General features: G+C 49.4%; 12 protein-coding genes. 5 read left to right on the top strand and 7 right to left on the bottom strand.

Annotation, left to right across the window (positions count from 1 at the left end):
- Positions 1 to 12: 12 nt before the first annotated feature.
- From B9D94_RS09405 to B9D94_RS09390, 4 genes are all read right to left on the bottom strand, one after another.
- A complete protein-coding gene (locus B9D94_RS09405) occupies positions 13 to 3237 on the bottom strand; it encodes a cellobiose phosphorylase (RefSeq protein WP_148246898.1) in 3225 nt (1074 codons plus the stop codon).
- A gap of 76 nt (positions 3238 to 3313) precedes the next feature.
- The gene (locus B9D94_RS09400) at positions 3314 to 4324 is read right to left on the bottom strand and encodes a LacI family DNA-binding transcriptional regulator (protein WP_148246897.1); all 1011 of its coding nucleotides are present in this window, start codon (positions 4322 to 4324) and stop codon (positions 3314 to 3316) included.
- Positions 4325 to 4471: 147 nt separating this feature from the next.
- Positions 4472 to 5680 (bottom strand): SLC45 family MFS transporter, encoded by a 1209-nt coding sequence (locus B9D94_RS09395; RefSeq protein ID WP_006211407.1) that lies wholly within the window; start codon positions 5678 to 5680, stop codon positions 4472 to 4474.
- A 4-nt stretch (positions 5681 to 5684) separates the two neighbouring features.
- Positions 5685 to 6422: a glycerophosphodiester phosphodiesterase gene (locus tag B9D94_RS09390; RefSeq protein ID WP_036641986.1), complete on the bottom strand. Its 738-nt coding sequence runs from the start codon at positions 6420 to 6422 to the stop codon at positions 5685 to 5687.
- Between the two features lie 228 nt (positions 6423 to 6650).
- On the opposite strand from B9D94_RS09390, the gene B9D94_RS09385 reads away from it, so the two are divergent.
- The 5 genes from B9D94_RS09385 to B9D94_RS09365 all read left to right on the top strand — a co-directional run bounded on the left by B9D94_RS09385 (position 6651) and on the right by B9D94_RS09365 (position 11303).
- Entirely contained in the window at positions 6651 to 7115 is a 465-nt protein-coding gene (locus B9D94_RS09385; protein ID WP_006211409.1) for a MarR family winged helix-turn-helix transcriptional regulator, read from the top strand.
- Positions 7108 to 8352 (top strand): MFS transporter, encoded by a 1245-nt coding sequence (locus B9D94_RS09380; RefSeq protein WP_148246896.1) that lies wholly within the window; start codon positions 7108 to 7110, stop codon positions 8350 to 8352. Before B9D94_RS09385 ends, B9D94_RS09380 begins: the two co-directional genes overlap by 8 nt.
- Positions 8353 to 8567: 215 nt before the next feature.
- Entirely contained in the window at positions 8568 to 9698 is a 1131-nt protein-coding gene (locus tag B9D94_RS09375; RefSeq protein WP_148246895.1) for an ABC transporter ATP-binding protein, read from the top strand.
- Entirely contained in the window at positions 9695 to 10351 is a 657-nt protein-coding gene (locus tag B9D94_RS09370) for an ABC transporter permease (RefSeq protein ID WP_006211412.1), read from the top strand. Before B9D94_RS09375 ends, B9D94_RS09370 begins: the two co-directional genes overlap by 4 nt.
- A 22-nt stretch (positions 10352 to 10373) precedes the next feature.
- The gene (locus B9D94_RS09365; RefSeq protein WP_148246894.1) at positions 10374 to 11303 is read left to right on the top strand and encodes a glycine betaine ABC transporter substrate-binding protein; all 930 of its coding nucleotides are present in this window, start codon (positions 10374 to 10376) and stop codon (positions 11301 to 11303) included.
- A gap of 145 nt (positions 11304 to 11448) precedes the next feature.
- Here B9D94_RS09365 and B9D94_RS09360 read toward each other — a convergent pair whose 3' ends face one another.
- The 3 genes from B9D94_RS09360 to helD form a co-directional block, all read right to left on the bottom strand.
- Complete coding sequence (locus B9D94_RS09360; RefSeq protein ID WP_006211414.1) at positions 11449 to 12738, bottom strand: bacillibactin exporter BcbE; 1290 nt, start codon at positions 12736 to 12738, stop codon at positions 11449 to 11451.
- Between the two features lie 107 nt (positions 12739 to 12845).
- Positions 12846 to 14549, bottom strand: coding sequence for a methyl-accepting chemotaxis protein (locus B9D94_RS09355; RefSeq protein WP_006211415.1), 1704 nt, complete (start codon positions 14547 to 14549; stop codon positions 12846 to 12848).
- Positions 14550 to 14858: 309 nt separating this feature from the next.
- Positions 14859 to 17186: an RNA polymerase recycling motor HelD gene (helD, locus tag B9D94_RS09350; protein WP_148246893.1), complete on the bottom strand. Its 2328-nt coding sequence runs from the start codon at positions 17184 to 17186 to the stop codon at positions 14859 to 14861.
- Positions 17187 to 17458 lie beyond the last annotated feature (272 nt).

Genomic DNA, 17458 nt, shown 5'->3' with positions numbered 1-17458 from the left:
GGGGATACTATTTTACCCCATATCAGCTTGAATCGATTGGACATTCCCGTTACGAACCTCATGTGCCCATTTCCCTGAAAGAATCGGCCCATCTACCTCAACCTGATCTCCATCCACTGTCGTCAGGGTCAAACGCTGGATACGAACCCCATCTTGTCCATACGTATTGGCGGTGCGCTTACTACGATACGTAATCTTGACGGAACCGAGGAGAGTAAAAGATACCTCATGGTTCTCATCGAACAACCAAGCCGGGAGCACGGGGTTCAAATGCAGCTGAAGCTGATGGTCTTCGTAACGGAATACCTGCTTCCCTGCCATCATCGTAATCCACATGCTGAGGAATTCGGCCGTCGATCCGCTAAGTCTAGCCACAAAACCGCGTCCATGGACATGGGGATCCGGGTTGACGCTGCTTGCAATAAAGGAGGAGTTCTCCAGCGTACTTCGTCCATACACTGCCGGGTCCAGAAATGGAATAAGCGATAACCTGATCTCCGAGAAGAACTCGTCATACAAGCCGGCTTTTAATAAAGAAAGCAAATATTTATACGTCATATGCAAGAATACCGATTCTCGCTCCAGCCATCCGGCTGTAAAAGCACGAATGCGCCCGATTTCGTCGCTTTCTTCCTCAAGGCTAACGGAAGTTTTGTACATCCCAAGTTCCGGATCATACAGCTCGGAAGCCTTGATTCGCTCATACATCGCTCTAGCCTGTTCCTCACCGGCGAGTTTCATTCCCCGGGCTGGCGCCTCCAGAAAGTGCGGAAGCGCATAGGGTTTGAACCCGAGTACTTTAGCGGCAGGCAGGCCGTATCCGGTTATCACCGGATTCCCCTCCGCATCCCGTATCTCCTCAAATTGCTCCACTTCAAACCGGAAATAGGTCGGCACGATTCCGCCTCCCATCTGCTCCGCACGCTCAATCCCTTCATTAATTTTGCTGAGGAATGCAGCATATATGATCTTCACGTCCTTCACCGGCAACTCGACTTCGCGGCCTGTAATGCCAAACCTTACGGAAGCGCGGTAGGCTTCGCGTAATCCCGCCACCTGATCCCAGTAACGGAAAGAATCCAATGCCCCGGAATGATATTGTTGCACGGCAGCAAATACACCTTCTAAATAGGAAGCAATCTCTTCCGGTACTTGAATGGTATGCCGGCTGAACTGCTCAGCAGCATCCACAATAAAAGCCGCCATGCGCTTCAATTCCATCGTCTCGCTCATGCCTGAACCAAACAAGCCCGGCAAGCCGTTCATTGCATCGTTCCAGCCCGGCTTATTGGCCTCCATCTCGACCCCCATTCCGTACGGATCGAGTGTAGCCATTTTACTGAGTGATAATGAGATCATTTTGACAAACAGATGGGTACGGTATATGCTACCCTTCCCGCCGTCAACCCGCAGCCATTCCGCCGCGTTCCGTTTTCTGCCCAGCTTCATCAGCTTCTCCTCATCCTCCAGCAGGGCACCATATTGACGAACCTTGCCACGGCTGATCACAACCTTCTCGTGCCGCGGAAGCACATAAACCGGACTGTCAAAAAACGAATACGTTTTCTCGCCAAACAGCAGTTCCTCACAACGGTCAGGATAAATATTAAGGTAGGCATCAACCAAATCCATGTTATATGTCCAGTGATCCGACCAAAATCCCTCACCAAAAGATGCTGCAAAATGTTGATCGGAGATGGTGAGCAGTTTGGATAAGAAGGGTTCCTCGCCGATGGACAATTCAATGCCCTGATCCGCAATCGCGTTTATGATGTTCCCTGGCGTATAATCGCCGCCACAGACCGCCTTCAGCTTGTCGTAATCCCCATCCCCGGACACCGAGGCGCGCAGCAGCTTCTCCAGCTGCTCCTCCATACCTTCAGTCACGCGGAATTTGGTCCCTTCCACGCTTAAGGGATTATACCCGTCAGCTTGGATCAGACTGAAAAACATCCGGATATTGAATGTGCCCACCTTGGGATTAAAGAACACATCATTCCGTCGATTCTGATTCATATCCCGGAAGTTGCCATTCCCTTGCGAATAATACTCCGGGGCGAGCGAGAAGAAGTTGTAATCTCTCTCCAAATCCCCGTGTTTACGGGAGTACAGATGGACAACGGCGCCTTCCTTCCCGTTATCGAATATAAACGGATACCCGCCTCTCAAGAAATTGTCCAGATAGGATTGACGGCTGTATTCATCAAATATCGGCAACCCCGTATTCGTGGCAACATCATCGGTTAATTCGCGCGTCAATGCGGCTGCCTCCATTCGCTTACTGAGGATATAAGCAGGCGAGGACAAATCATTTGAGCGTTTATTGATTCTGGTAATGTCATTCACATGACCAACCAGAGTGTAGACGGTTATCGACTCCCCGGGCCCAAGCTCAGCCGGCAAGCCGCTAAAGCCGCAGGGTACTTTGTTCACAGCATAGGGTATCGTCTGTGCCAGCGATTCGATGGACGCTGTGGCAAAGCGATCGGGATAGATTAGTGATGTATTCCCACCAAATATCAGCTCGAAGTCTACGAGTGGCTTGATTAACTTCCCGTGCTGATCAAATGACAGATAAAAGTGACCGTTCGTAACCTCGCTCACTTCCGCCTCGTCATGCGTGCTGGAGCGCACTTTATAAAACGGGATGCCTTGATCCAGATTCTCCACTTCCATCCAGCTGCGAAGCAGGTTGCCGATCTCCTTGTAGCCGCTGTTCGCAACACCGTAAGGCAAAATCTCCGGCAAACCGTCCAGCAGCTCAAACGATACGTTCCGAGTTCCAGCATTCGTTATCTTAACCTCACGGACCAGCGCGGCAAAGTCTTCTCCAGGCAGCTGGAAGTACGATACCGAGGTGCGAAGTCCGTTTCCGGCATGATCTTCTTCGATCACCAGCTCATTCTGACGAATAAACATCGTTCGCTGCGCCTGCGGGTCGGGTTGAAAGGATTGAAACGGCTCGTAGACGGACGGGGTCCCGGCAAGCTTGATAAACGTCCTAAATCCTGTAGCAGACACATTCTTGTATGCAATATTAGCTGGCGAAAACTCCATAATCGGCGAGTTCTTGTCGCGTATCCCGAAGCTGCATATCCCTTGACCCCGATTCACGTAAAAAGTCCACATCGGAATTCCCTTCAAACCTGCAATGCCCGGAAGAAAGCTGGAAAAGGTCTTGGCTTGATCATATTGCTCGATAACAAAGGTATCCTTCTCAAAACGGTAATTTGCCATGTTCGTATCCCCCTTAAATTAATTTCGAAACCGGTTTCGAAATGGTGTAAAAATAGGCCTGCTCTTTCAGGTTCACCTAAGTGACCGGGCGGCAGGAATCCCGAATAATTAATTCAACAGGCAGCATAACCGACTTCACCGCGGTATCTTGCTCTTCAATCGAAGACGTTAGAATCTCGGCGGCAACAGCGCCCAGCTGTTCTGTATGCTGACGTATGGTCGTGAGCGCAGGGGTTATGTAACGGGACATCTCAATATCATCAAACCCGACAATCGACACATCCCCAGGCACATTCAGGCCGCGATCCTGCACGGCGCGAATAGCTCCAAGCGCAAGTAAATCCCCAGCGGCAAAAACAGCTGTCGGAGGATCCGGCAGTGTAAGCAACCCGTTCATCGCATCATATCCGCTCTCCATGGAGAAGAAGTCGCTGCTTGTTATGTATTCTTTCCTGAATGTCAAACCCAGCTCGCGAAGAGCTTGCTCATAGCCCTGCTGACGCTGCTCGCCTGCAAACGTATTCAATCCGCCGGAGATATGGGCGATGCTGCGATGTCCGAGTGAATGCAGATACCGAAGTGCCTGCAAGCTTCCTTCGATGTTATCGGAGCAGACGGAATGGGCCTTCTCTGGCGAGGAATCCAGAATAACGCAAGGGATGCCGCTGTCCAGCAGCTCCTGGAAATCAGGATCATCGCTGCTCGAGAGAATGACAACTACGCCGTCGACCCCGCGGATTTTACAATGCTCCACGTAGCTGCTTCTCCGTCCGCCAACATCCTTGGAAATAAACATCAGATCATACCCTTTGGAGACGGCGATTTTCTTGAAGCTTTCGATAACAGCCCCAAAGTAAGGGTGACGAATCCCCGCTCCTGTTGCTTCTACGAACAGTATACCGATGGTCCATGAACGCTTGGTCGTTAGAGACCTGGCATTCGCGTTCGGAAGATAGCCCATTTCCTTCGCTGTCTCCAGAATCTTGACCCTCGTCTTCTCCCTGACATCCGGATAGTTGTTGAAGACTTTGGACACCGTCGTAGGCGAATAGCCTGTTTTCTTCGCAATATCATAAATAGTAGTCAACCTAAGAATCAGCTCCTGCACCTTCGCCGGCATATTCCGATACGGGTGTATCTGATATAAGATTCTACCTGCGCTAACCGGCTCTCGTCAATGTTATTCCGCACTAACAAGCAGGAGCCAAAACTTCGGTCACGACATATTCATCCGCTAGGATAAGCCGGCAGTCGCTCCCTTCGGTGTGGAGGGGCTTGCCGTTTCCGGATAACGAATCATCAGTACACAGATCAAGGCGAGCAGCATGCTGCCCGCGGCACAATAGAACAGAATCCAATACCCCATTCCATCAATGAGCTTGCCCAGAAGAGGAGGTGAGGAGATCGCCGCGAGCGATGACACCAAATAGTACATCCCTGTCCGTGTTCCGATGCTGTCCTCCGATCCTGTTGATACGATGAATGGATAGGAATTGATATTGATGCATGCCCAGAACAACCCACCCACCGTCAGCAATATGCGAAGCAATAACAGCGAATCGACCAGCGGTACCATCGAGAAAACAATCAGCAGACCGCTGACACCGATGAGAATCATCCGCTTTTTGCCGAATTTGCCGCCAAGCCATCCGCTTGGAATAGCAAACAGCACAAAAGCAAGTGAAAAAAACGTTAAGGAGAAGGAAGCCTGCGATTCGGTCAGCCCTACCTCATTCTTGCCATACAATGTGAACAGCGTCTCTACGCCTTGATAGGCTACAAACCAGAAGAAGATCGCCGCCAAGAGCAGCACTGTCGTCCGATCGAGCTGGCTCCTGAAGGAAACTTTGGGCTTGGCGGCAGTCTGGGCCTGATAGCCGGGTGCGTCACGCTTCTCCTTGATAAATGTCATTAGGATAAATAAAGATACAAGCGTTATGCCGGCAGCGGCTATAAACGGCAAGGACTGATGGGCTTTGTAAAGCACCGAGCCCACGCCAAAAGCCAGTATCGATCCGATGCCACCCATAAAATTAATAACGCCGTTGGCTCTTGTCCGCCGCTTCTCTTCTGTAATGTCCGGCATTAAAGAGACGGTCGGTGAACGATACAAGCTCATCGCCAGATTCATAAGAACCATGAACAGAATGAGTGTTGCCATTCCGGTATGAAACGGTATGATCGCCGTAAACAGGGCGCCCAGCGGCATTCCGATAAGCAGATAAGGCATTCTTCTTCCAAACCGGGTATGTGTCCGGTCGCTTCGACTTCCAATCCATGGCTGCAAGAATAGAGCAAAGTAGTTATCAATTGTCATAAAAAAACCGATCAATGCGACACTGGATATGTAATCCTCCAGAAAATAGGGCACAAAAGCATTATATAGCGCCCAAGTTATGCTGATGCTGAAAAAACCAAAGCCCAGCAGCCATGTTTTCTTCACAGGGTCACACTCCCTTGGTTTGAAGCAATCCGCTGAGCACATCCGGGTAATCGGTAATAATTCCCGCTACGCCTGCATCGATCAAAGCCTTCATCTGTTCCTCGTCATTCACCGTCCATGGATGATAAACAACGCCGTGCAGCTTCGCTTCCGTTACCCACTCCGGGAGAACCGCTCGATGATATGCATGAAGGGCATCGGCCTTTGCCAGCTTGGCATACTCCCACGGTTTGTATAAGCCTTCCCCATACAGCAGGCCCGTGCGGATTTCAGGATCAATTAACTTGCACTCTACCAGCGAATAGTGATTGAAGCTTGAGATGACGATTTGCTCCGACATGCCGTAATGTCTTACTGCCTCGATTACACGCTTCTCCAGCTCCGGATATTGAATCGCCCCGTTCTTCAGCTCAATATTCACGATTGTGCCCGGATTCTTTGTTAATTCCAGCAATTCCTCCAGCAGCGGAATGCGCTCGCCTTGAAATGCAGCTCCAAACCATGAACCCGCATCCAATGAAGAGAGCTCCTCATAAGTGTAATCCTTGACAAGTCCTTCGGCTCCCGTCGTACGTGCTACGCTCTCATCATGGATTAGAACCAGCTTTCCGTCCTTGGTCATCTGGACATCGGTTTCAATCCCGGTAGCTCCCAGTTCAAGCCCCTTTGCAAAAGCTGCCATCGTATTCTCCGGGCATACGGCCGATGCGCCGCGGTGGGCAAAATTAATCAATTGTGACATTCCTTATTCCTCCTGAGTATTGGGATATTGGTTTTGTAATATAAATATAGCTCCCAATTGTTAGAACTATGTTATCGTCAATTTTCATATTCCACATCGGCCTGTGAAACCCTGTCATGTAAACGATTTAAATTTTATGAGGATTTGACGTATTTAGTTGTTAAAACATATAATTGTTAAGACAACTATTATTTCGATAATCTAAAAATGAAAGGTGTGACTTGTTTCTTGAAAGAACCTACACACAATCCCTCCATCGGCTTTCACCTGGGTTACACCTATCGCCGTGCATCCCAATTGTTTGCCAATGCCCTAAAACCCTTTGACATCACCCCTGAACAATGGCTGGTCCTGTTTCATATTGGCGAACATGAAGGGTTAAACCAAAAGGAAGTTGCCGTAAAAGCGGACAAAGACCAACCTACGACAACCCGCATACTGGATCTGCTCGAGAAAAAAGGCTACACGCGCAAATCCGTATCGGTTAACGACCGCCGAGCTTTCCAGCTCTATTTGACGGACACCGGTAAAGAATTGATCGAGGCTACCACCGCAATCGAAAGCGAATGCGGACGCCAAATAATAGAAGGAATTGACGGTCGTCAATTGGAGATGTTCCGGGACACTCTCTCACGCATCAACAACAACATGAATCATATACACAACAACAGGAGAGATGTTTCACATGAATGAAATGAAAGCCAAACAACCATTATGGACAAAAGAATTTATCACCTTGATGGTCAGCAACCTCTTTCTGTTTCTGACCTTGCAGATGATGCTGACCACGCTGCCCGCTTATGCCAAGGAAACTTTTATGGCAAGCCCCCTGCAGGTCAGCCTGATTACCAGCCTCTTCGCCTTCAGTGCAATTGCTTCCCGCTTTGTCTCAAGCAGAGCACTTGAAAAAGGAAAGCTCCGGCTGCTTCTCTATGTCGGACTCCTGATATCTCTGGCAGCCACGCTCGGATACTATTGGGCATCCGGCATCGTATTTCTGCTGCTGATGCGCATCTTGTTCGGCATCGGATTCGGTATGACAAGCACCTCGTTTCCGACGATGGCATCCGATGTCATTCCCATCAAACGATTGGGTGAAGGTATGGGATACTTCGGATTATCCACCACCCTTGCCATGTCGATCGGACCTATGATCGGTTTAACATTGCTCCAAGGCGGCGGCTTCACCCCCTTAGTGATCATCACCGTTATCATCAATGTCCTCATCTTCCCGCTCGCTTACATTCTTACGTCCAGGGCGCCTGCACGACGAATACCTGAGCGCCCCGTAACCGAGCCAGTCCACCTGGAAGATAAACCACGGAGTTCCTTTAACAGCAAGCTGATCCTCCCCAGCGTTCTTAACTTTTTAATGTCCATTACTTACGGAGGTCTGCTGAGTTTCATGGCGCTGTACGGAGCCGAGGCTCACCTTCGGAATCCCCAGTATTTCTTCTTATTTAATGCGATCGCCATTATTCTGGTCAGACCCTTCTCCGGCAGAATTTATGATCGTTATGGACATAAAGCGCTCGTTGTGCCCGCAGCGGTGCTGATGGTTTCGGGTCTGCTGCTCCTGACCTTCGCATCCTCAACCGGAACCATGCTGTTATCGGCATTATGTTACGGTCTTGGCTTTGGTGCCATTCAGCCGTCCATCCAGACCTGGATGATTCAGGAGGTTCATCCCCTGCAGCGCGGCATGGCAAACGGCATGTTCTTTAACTCCCTCGATTTCGGTGTTGCCATAGGCTCCATCGTGCTCGGTTCCATCGCCAAATCCACATCGTATGCCATCATGTACCGTTATTCAGCCCTCGCGCTTGCACTGTTAATTCTGATCTATATCCTAGCGCACATCATCGGCAAATCTCGCTCCAAAGCCCGAACAAGACTTGAGGAGACCAAGTCTGCGGCAGCAGGATCATAACAGGCAGAGCTGCCCTCATGTAAACATCCATTCACAGATCATTCACGCATAAAGCTTCCACCTCCCGGACACAATGACGATAATTGGATTTCATACTTACGCCAAAATGAAAATCATGTGCAAACCGTCTTCAGCCTTACGCTGAAGACTTTTGCGCTTTATTTGAATTTTTCGTTACAGCCATATGAAACCCCCATGTTCTAGGGAGGATGTTTATGATTACATTCGATAACGTCAGCAAAACCTATTCCGACGGCTTTCATGCTGTTAAAGAACTGAATTTCGAGATTCAGTCGGGGGAATTTCTCGTTCTGATCGGACCAAGCGGCTGCGGAAAAACAACCACCATGAAAATGATCAATCGTCTGATTCCCCATACTGGCGGAACGATTACGATTCATGGCAAGGATATCCGTTCCACCAATCCCGTTGAGCTCCGCCGCAGCATCGGTTATGTTATCCAGCAGACGGGGCTGTTCCCGCACTATACATTGGAACAGAATATCGGACTGGTCCCGGATTTAAAGGGATGGGACAAGGCTAAGAAAAAGCAGCGGGTCTATGAGCTTCTTGAATTGGTCGGACTCGATCCCGACACCTATGCTTCAAGATACCCAAAAGAGCTCTCAGGTGGGCAGCAGCAGCGCGTCGGCGTTGCACGCGCCCTGGCTGCAGATCCCGAAATCATACTGATGGACGAGCCATTTGGTGCACTTGATCCGATCACGCGTGAACAACTGCAGGATGAGGTGCTTCGGCTGCAGCAGGATATGAAGAAAACGATTGTATTTGTTACCCATGATATGGATGAAGCCCTTAAGATGGGAGATCGGATCGGCGTGATGAAATCCGGAACGATGGTTCAGCTGGATTCACCTGAGACGCTGCTCCGGGAGCCGGGACATGGATTCGTTGAAGAATTCATCGGCAAGAATCGGGTTTATCAAAATCCTACTTTCATACCGGTTACGGAAGTGATGCGCAGAAACCCGGCGACAGTTAGCCTGAACCGGTCTCCGCTGCGCGCCATCACATTTATGCGCCAGCGGAAGACGGATACCTTGCTTGTGCTAACGGAAGATGGCGTTCTCGCGGGTCTGGTATCGGCCTATGATCTGCAATCCAACATCGATACCGCGGCGACTGTGCAGCAAATTATGAAACCCGTGAAGCTGACGCTGCCTGATACGGCAACGGCCAAAGATGCCTTAATCGCTGTAAATGATGCCCCATTCGGCATCATTCCCGTTGTCGACCAGCGGGAGCGGCTCATTGGCGTTGTCACACGCGGGACTCTAATCTCCACCTTTGCAAGCCACTGGGCCGGAGGGGGTGATGAAGCATGAATTCCTCATCCATCTGGGAGCAAATCGGCCGTCAGTTCTCTTTGCGGTGGGGCGAGCTTCTGGTATCCGTTGGAGAACATATTCAGCTCGTTCTCATCTCGATGGTCATCGCCATCATCATTGGAGTTCCTGCCGGAATCCTGGTATCCAGGTATAGCTTCCTGCGAACCTGGATCATAGGCGGAGCCAGCATTCTTCAGACTATTCCAAGCTTGGCTCTGCTCGGCTTTATGATCCCGCTCCTCGGGATCGGCATGAAAACTGCGATAGCCGCACTGTTCCTCTATTCACTGCTGCCGATTATCCGCAATACCTTCACCGGTATCAAGGATGTGGACCCCTCAGTTATCGAAGCGGCACGCGGCATGGGAATGACGGGAACCCAAATCCTGTTACGGGTTCAGCTGCCTCTCGCCATGTCGGTCATCCTTGCAGGAATCCGGACGGCAACGGTTATTAATGTCGGTACCGCGACACTGGCGGCTTTTATCGGGGCTGGCGGCCTGGGGGATTTTATCTTTCTCGGGATCACCCGTAATATCGATGCACTGATTCTCCTGGGTGCGCTGCCGGCAGCCATTATGGCCCTGCTGCTGGATTATTTGCTCGGACTCCTCGAGAAGTGGACAACACCGCGCGGATTGAAAATATAACGTGGAGCGAAAGGGAAACCGCATGAAAAACACAAAAAAATCTGCCGCTTCTAGAATCCTTACTTTACTGCTACTTGTTTCGTTGACCGTCAGCCTTAACGGCTGTACCAATCCGCAATCCCCCGGCGTAAGTTCCAGCGGTCCTGCCGATCTGGTCATCGGCTCCAAAAACTTCACAGAAAACATTATCCTGGCTCATATGATGGCAGACCTGATCGAAGACCGTACGGGGCTGAGCGTCAAGCGAACGCTAAATCTCGGGGGATCCAGCGTAACCTGGAAGGCACTGCAGAACAATGACATACAGCTCTATCCCGACTATACCGGTACCATTGTGGCTAACTATTATCTGGAGGAAACCGGCAGTGCGGAAGAGACTCTTAAGCGCACAAGAGAGCTCGTTGCACAAGACGGCTTGGAATTCCTGGAGCCCATCGGATTCAACAACTCCTATGCTCTTGCAGTTACTCAGGATACCGCCGCAAAATACGGCCTCAGGACCTACAGTGATCTTGCCAAGGTATCTGAGAATATGGAGCTTGGCGCTGAGTTTGAATTCACGGACCGGCCAGATACGTATCCAGGTTTGAAGGAGCTGTACCATATGAACTTCAAGCGTGTCAAAGGAATGGATCAGGGGATCAAATATCGCTTGATTGCCCAAAATGACCTTGACGTTGCCAGTGCCTATACAACAGACGGACAGGTCAAGGTGAACAATCTCTTCGTTCTGGAGGATGACAAAGGCTTCTTCCCTCCGTACGATGCGGGTGCCATTGTGCGGAGCGATCTGCTGAAAAAGTATCCGGAAGTGCGCGAAGCGCTGAATGCGCTTGGCGGACAGATCAACGAAGAGAACATGCAGGAGTTGAACGCGCTGGTGGATGAAGGATACCGCGAGGATCTGGTAGCGCGGGAGTACCTCGTCAAAACGGGACTGCTCAATAAGTAGATCTCGATAAGTAGAATCGCCCTAGGGGAGGAAACACCATCCGGGCATCGTATGATCAAAGAAATTGACCCGTATACGGAGTAGAATGCAGCGATTCAATTTTGAGTGAACGGCTTTCGCCCATACAAAAAAAGGGTCTTGTCCATTATTTATGGACAAGACCCTTTTTCTTGAATTCCTGCGGCTTCTTGAAATCCGCTCGGTATGCATTTCCTCCCGACGAGTCGTCTTCTTCTTTGGCCTCCGGCTTCACGGCGAATAATGTGAGGAGCCCGCCCACTGCTGCAACAGCGGCCAAGGTGCCAAACATCACCCAATGATTCGCGCCGAGCAGCAGTGAGACAACAGGCGGTCCAAGAGATACGCCGATAAAACGCATGCTGCTGTACAATGAAGTGATGGTGCCGCGCTGTTCCTTCTCAACGCCTTCAGTAAGCAGCGTATCCATGCATGGCAGGACCATGCCGATCCCGATGCCGCCCAGTGTCATCATACCGACCACAAAATAAATCTGTGAACTGAAGCCGGTCACAATCAAGGAAGCGGTTAAGAGGGTCATACCTGCAAAACCTGTCCATTTTTTGGCCGCCTTGTTCTTGCCCGTGAATTTACCTGCCAGATACGACGCGAGACACAGCAATGCAAGCGGAATCGCAAGCACAAGGCCTTTTACCACGCCGTGCAGTTTGTAGGTGCTCTCCAGTGTCTCTGATAAATAAAAAAGCACACCGAACACGCCGAACATAGCGATACCGCCGATGGCAAAAATCGCGTACAGCCATCGGCCCTTCTCGTGCAAAACCTGCTTTGTCTTTTTCAAAAATTCACGGAGGGACTGTTTATTATTGTTGCTGTTCGTTTTTGGTGTCTTCACAAGAAATATGACTAGAACGAGTGAAATCAGACACAGAATCGGAATCGCTGTAAAGGGCAGGAACCAAATAAAACTCCCTAACAAAGCACCCAATATCGGACTGATTACCTTACCGAATGTATTGGAGGTTTCTATAATACCTAAACTCTTGCTGACCTCTTCTTCACCCTTAAACATATCTCCCACAAGCGGAATAACGATGGGAAATGCACCGGCGGCCCCTATACCCTGCAGAAATCTCCCCGCCAAAATAACATAATACGCCGTCGTCCCGCTCAGCATCCATGCGGCCACGGCGGATACCGCTCCGCCTAATGCGGCAATGATTAAGCTTGGGATGATGATCTTCTTTCGTCCATACCGATCCGATAAATAGCCGGCAATCGGAATTAACAAGATAGCCACAACAGCATAAACCGTAATGAGCATACTGACTTTAAAGGAGCTGATTCCCAGGACTTTGGAAATCTGCGGCAAAATGGGAATGAGCATGGAATTGCCCAGCGTCATGATGAGTGGTATGGATGCCAAGGCAACCAGATCCCATTTCTTGTTTTCCATGAGAAGACCACCTTTGCGTTATCTGTCATCCATATTGTAGGTTCTTTCGCCTAGAATATGCATGACTGCAAGGTGGTCAATTTTTCCCTTATGCAATTTTTCCTTATTTATACTTTAAAACCGGACATCAACTGTCGCAGCTTGCCGGACATTACGTTCAGATCTTCTACGGAATTGGTAATTTCCTCCATGGAAGCCAACTGTTCTTCCGTTGCAGCGCTGACACTTTGTGTTCCACCGGCTGTGGTTTCTGTAACTTCCTGAATTCTGCGAATGGCATGAACGAGATCATCAGCCCCGGAGTTCATCTGTTCGGTTGCAACGGTTACGCCTTGAATCTGTTCATTCAATTCCACAACGGACTGCTCGATGTCCTTAAAGGCTCTCTCGGCTCCCTGTGCCACGGACATGCCTTCTGTAACCTCGCGTGTACCCTGTTCCATGACCCCGGCCAAATCATAAATATCCTGTTGAAGCTCGTGCACAAACTGCCTGATTTCAACAGAGGAATTGGAAGCCTGGTCTGCCAATTTCCGCACCTCAGCAGCAACGACTGCAAAACCTCTTCCGTGCTCACCCGCGCGAGCAGCCTCAATCGAAGCATTCAAAGCCAGAAGGGAAGTCTGCTCCGCAATTTCAATAATAATTTGTCCCATCGCCCCGATGTTTGAGGCTTTTTCACCAAGAGCTCTTACCGACTGTGCGGATTGATCTACACTGGTGCGGATGCCTTCCATTTGGTTCAACGTATGTATAATCGCCTGTTCGCCTTCGGATGCTAACTTGTTCGCAGTGGCTGCCAATCCGGACACGTCTTTTGCGGCGAGCGTGATATGCTTCATTCCTTCCGCCATATCCGTTACCGTTGCTGTCGTTTCCTCCGTATCCTGAAGCTGGTTCTCAACCCCGGCTGCCAATTCTTCCATGATGCCCGAGGTTTGCTGAGATGCCTGACGAATTTCCTCCGTGGTCGAGTGCAGTGTCGACGCTGCGGTACCGACTTGTCCAGCGGTATCCTGCACCTGTACAACCAATGCTCGGAACCCCTCGACCAGCTTGTTATACGCGTCGGCAACCGCCCTGATCTCGTCTTTCGTGGTTATGTTCAGGCGGGTAACAAGATCACCGCCGCCATCGGCGATTCTTAATAGCTGATCGCTCATCTGGTTCAATGGACGAATGGAACGGGTAAGAAGATATCCCTGGATCGCAAAATAAACGACGGCTGCCATACCAATCAGCATAATCATCATATTCTGAAGTTCGCTGTTGCTGGCAATCTCATCGGCCTGCTTGGCCAAAGCTTCATTTTTATTGATCGTGAACTCCGCTATAAGCGTACTGAAAGATTTGCGAATCTCACGTTCCTGGTTAAACGCGGCTTCGTATACCCGAAACGGTACCGCCTTGTAAAACCCCGTATCGTACCCCAATTTGTTTAAGACCTGTGTCACAGCTTCCGTGTAAATTACATATCCGGTTTCAATCTGGTTGAAGACCTTTACATCTTCCTCAGTCGTCATTAGGACTTTGGTTTCTTTCATAACTTTACTAACGGATTCCTGTCTCGATTTTAACGAATCTACAAAGGTCGAATCCCCGGTCAACAAGTAGCCGCGCTCGTCATTTGAAATCCCTGTCAATAAAGTTTCAAGTTGGGTCAGGTTGTAAATGACCTTTTGATCCTCTTCAATAATCTTGCTGAACCTCTTCTCCGTCATGTTCGAAGTGATAAATGCAATGATTACGATAACCGCCGTAACCGTCGCAAGAATCGTAGACGATAGAATTAATTTTGTTTTTATCTTCATCCGCAAGCACCCGACCTTTGATAAGTAATATACCCCCATTCTATTTTCGTCAAAATTGTGTCTAAAATGAATAGTTATGGAGGCCGTGAAACCGCTTAATCCAAAAATATTTCAAAAAATTTATTAATCAACGGTCAAATAATGCTTTAAATTGGATAACACCCTCCATAAGACATAAGAAATTACCCTGATTCATCCACAAAATAATTTCCGATTTTTTCCTTGCATGAAACAGAACAAGTTTTTTCATGAATCACTCCTCAAAAAAAAGATCTGCCTGAACCCAGAGCTCAGACAGATCTTCCTATTTCAAGTTTCCGGGATAAAATGGCTTTTTTCCCCGATATGATAAACATGCAGTTTATGCATCGCACGTGTGCAGGCGGTATAGAACAGCTTCCGGTCGCTTTCCCGGTGATACACGGCCTCGGAACCGTTGTAAATGATAACCGCATCGAATTCGACACCCTTTGCCAAATAGGCGGGAACAACAAGGGTTCCTTTCTCGAATGCCGGGGTCGTCTTGGTGATCAATCTCGTATGAATATCAGCTGACAGCTGCTTGTGCACACGCCGGCTCTCTTCTTCCGTTCGACAGATGACCGCAACATACTGGAATCCCTGCTCATGAAGCTCACGTATATCGGAAATAATCGTTCCTTTCAGCGCTTCTTCATCCTGAACCTGAATCACCCGCGGCGCTTCACCCGGACGGTTAAAGGGAACGATCCGCTCTCCTCCTGGAATCATTTGCCGAGTGAAATCAACGATTTCATACGTGGAGCGGTAACTTTGCGTCAGGGTGATAACTTCCGTATCCTCTTTACCATACAAACTGACCAAGTTCTCCAAGCTTCCCAGAGCTTCCCCATGCGCATAAATCGCTTGATTAAGATCACCGAGTACCGTCATTTTGGCCCGAGGGAACAATCGCTTCAGGAATTCCAGCTGGAAACCCGAATAGTCCTGAACCTCATCGACAATCACATGACGAATGGCGGTGTTCGTACGGAAACCCTGGAGCAGCTCCTTCAGGTACAGGAACGGGGTAGCATCTTCGTACATCAACGATTTATCGTCCAGAAAGGCTGTGGTGAGCTTACAGATATCCTCCCAATGTGCCGGAAGATTCTCAGGATCGCCCGCAGCCCGGCGGAACAAGGATTCGTCTGTGAACAGTTTACGGTACATCCCCTTGACATCCACGTAGCGGAATCGCTTGATCCAGCGTCTGACCGGTTTGAGACGTTGGCTGATCACCATTTTTGCAAGGACGTCCTTTTCCTTATCAAAATCGTCAAACGTCTCTTCCTTCCGTTTCTGCTTCCGCTTCATCGTTTGGAAGGCGCGCTGGTAATCATCCGAATCCAGCAGCTCGATTTGCTCCTCGACCCATGGAGCGTCTTTTTCACTTTGGGCAAACTCCGACAGACGTTTCAGCATCCATTCCTTCATAAGATCAATCCGGCCGGCGAGTTTAACCGCTGAATCATAACCATAGAACTGGGCGGTCATTTCATCCGAGCTGACGATGACCTTGCCTTGGAAAACAACCGGTTTAAAGAGCATGCCATTCTTCTCTAGCAGCTCTTTATATCGTCGGATGGTATCCAGATAAGCGCCGGAGGATTTATAGGATATGCTCTCCAGACGCGCGCGGTAGCGGAGCGAATCATCTGCATTCAGCAAAGTTTCCGTCTGTGTGAATACATCTTCGAGATCAAATTCCTTGCCCAGACGGTGCTCCAAATAGGACTGGAAGGTCGTTTGCTGCATGTTGTCCTCGCCAAGCTCGGGAAGCACGGTGGACACATAACTGTTAAACAGCGGGTTCGGGGAGAACAGAATCATCTGATCGGCCCGGAGTGTCTCCCGGTATTTGTACAGTAGATAAGCCACCCGCTGCAGTGCGGCTGAGGTTTTTCCGCTGCCAGCAGCTCCCTGAACGATCAGCATGCGTGTTTTGTCGTTTCGTATGACCGCATTCTGCTCCTTCTGAATGGTAGCTACAATGCTCTTCATCCGGTCATCCGCGCTGTGGCTGAGTACCTGCTGGAGCAGTTCATCACCAATCGTCACGCCAGTATCAAACAATACCTTGATCTGGCCGCTATGGATTACAAACTGGCGCTTCAGCAGCATTTCACCTTTCACCAGGCCGGAGGGCGTCTCATACTGGGCGGGACCCGGGGCTCCGTCATAATACAGGCTGGATATCGGTGCACGCCAGTCATACACGAGGAACGTCTCCATATTTTCATCCAGAAAAGAGCCGGTTCCCAGATAAATAGTCTCCGTCTCCGAGGTTCCTTCCTCTTTAAAATCAATGCGACCAAAGTAAGGAGATTCCACGAGTTTTCTGTACTTTTTAAGCAGCTTGCTTGACTGCAGATGAGCATGCTCACGTTCTGCCAGTACCTGTGACTGCTGTCTCAGATTGGTCGATGTTTCACCTAAATCATCCGGATTGCTGAAGTTAACCGTAACTTCGTCCCAGAAGTCCTTCCGCATATCGATAACGACATCACGGATATCTCCGACACTCGCTTCCAACTGAGATATTTTTTTGCTGATTTTCGTCGATACTTCCGTTACCCGTGTCTGTTCTTCTTGCCAATCCTCTTCGCTGATAGCCATTGTTCATCCCCCTAATTTACTGGTTGACAGCGCAAAATGTCTGTGATATAATACAGTTGTGGTATTCTAACCACATTATTTGTTTTTAATGACAAACCATTGCTAATTATAACAGCATGCTACAGTTAATACAACATTTGAATTTAGTAACCGGCCGGAATGGCCGGTTTTTTGGCATTCATATCGTGTGGTTCATCTACCATACCATGTCCGATTGGGCTTGCCAAGAAAGCTCCTGCCATCCGCATGTTGGTCATAACGATCAAAAGCGA

The sequence above is a fragment of the Paenibacillus sp. Cedars genome (genome assembly GCF_003184205.1).
Taxonomy (GTDB): Bacteria; Bacillota; Bacilli; order Paenibacillales; family Paenibacillaceae; genus Paenibacillus_AQ; species Paenibacillus_AQ glucanolyticus.
The sequence above is the reverse complement of the archived record's forward strand: the minus strand, read 5'-3'. Positions and strand labels throughout refer to the sequence as shown.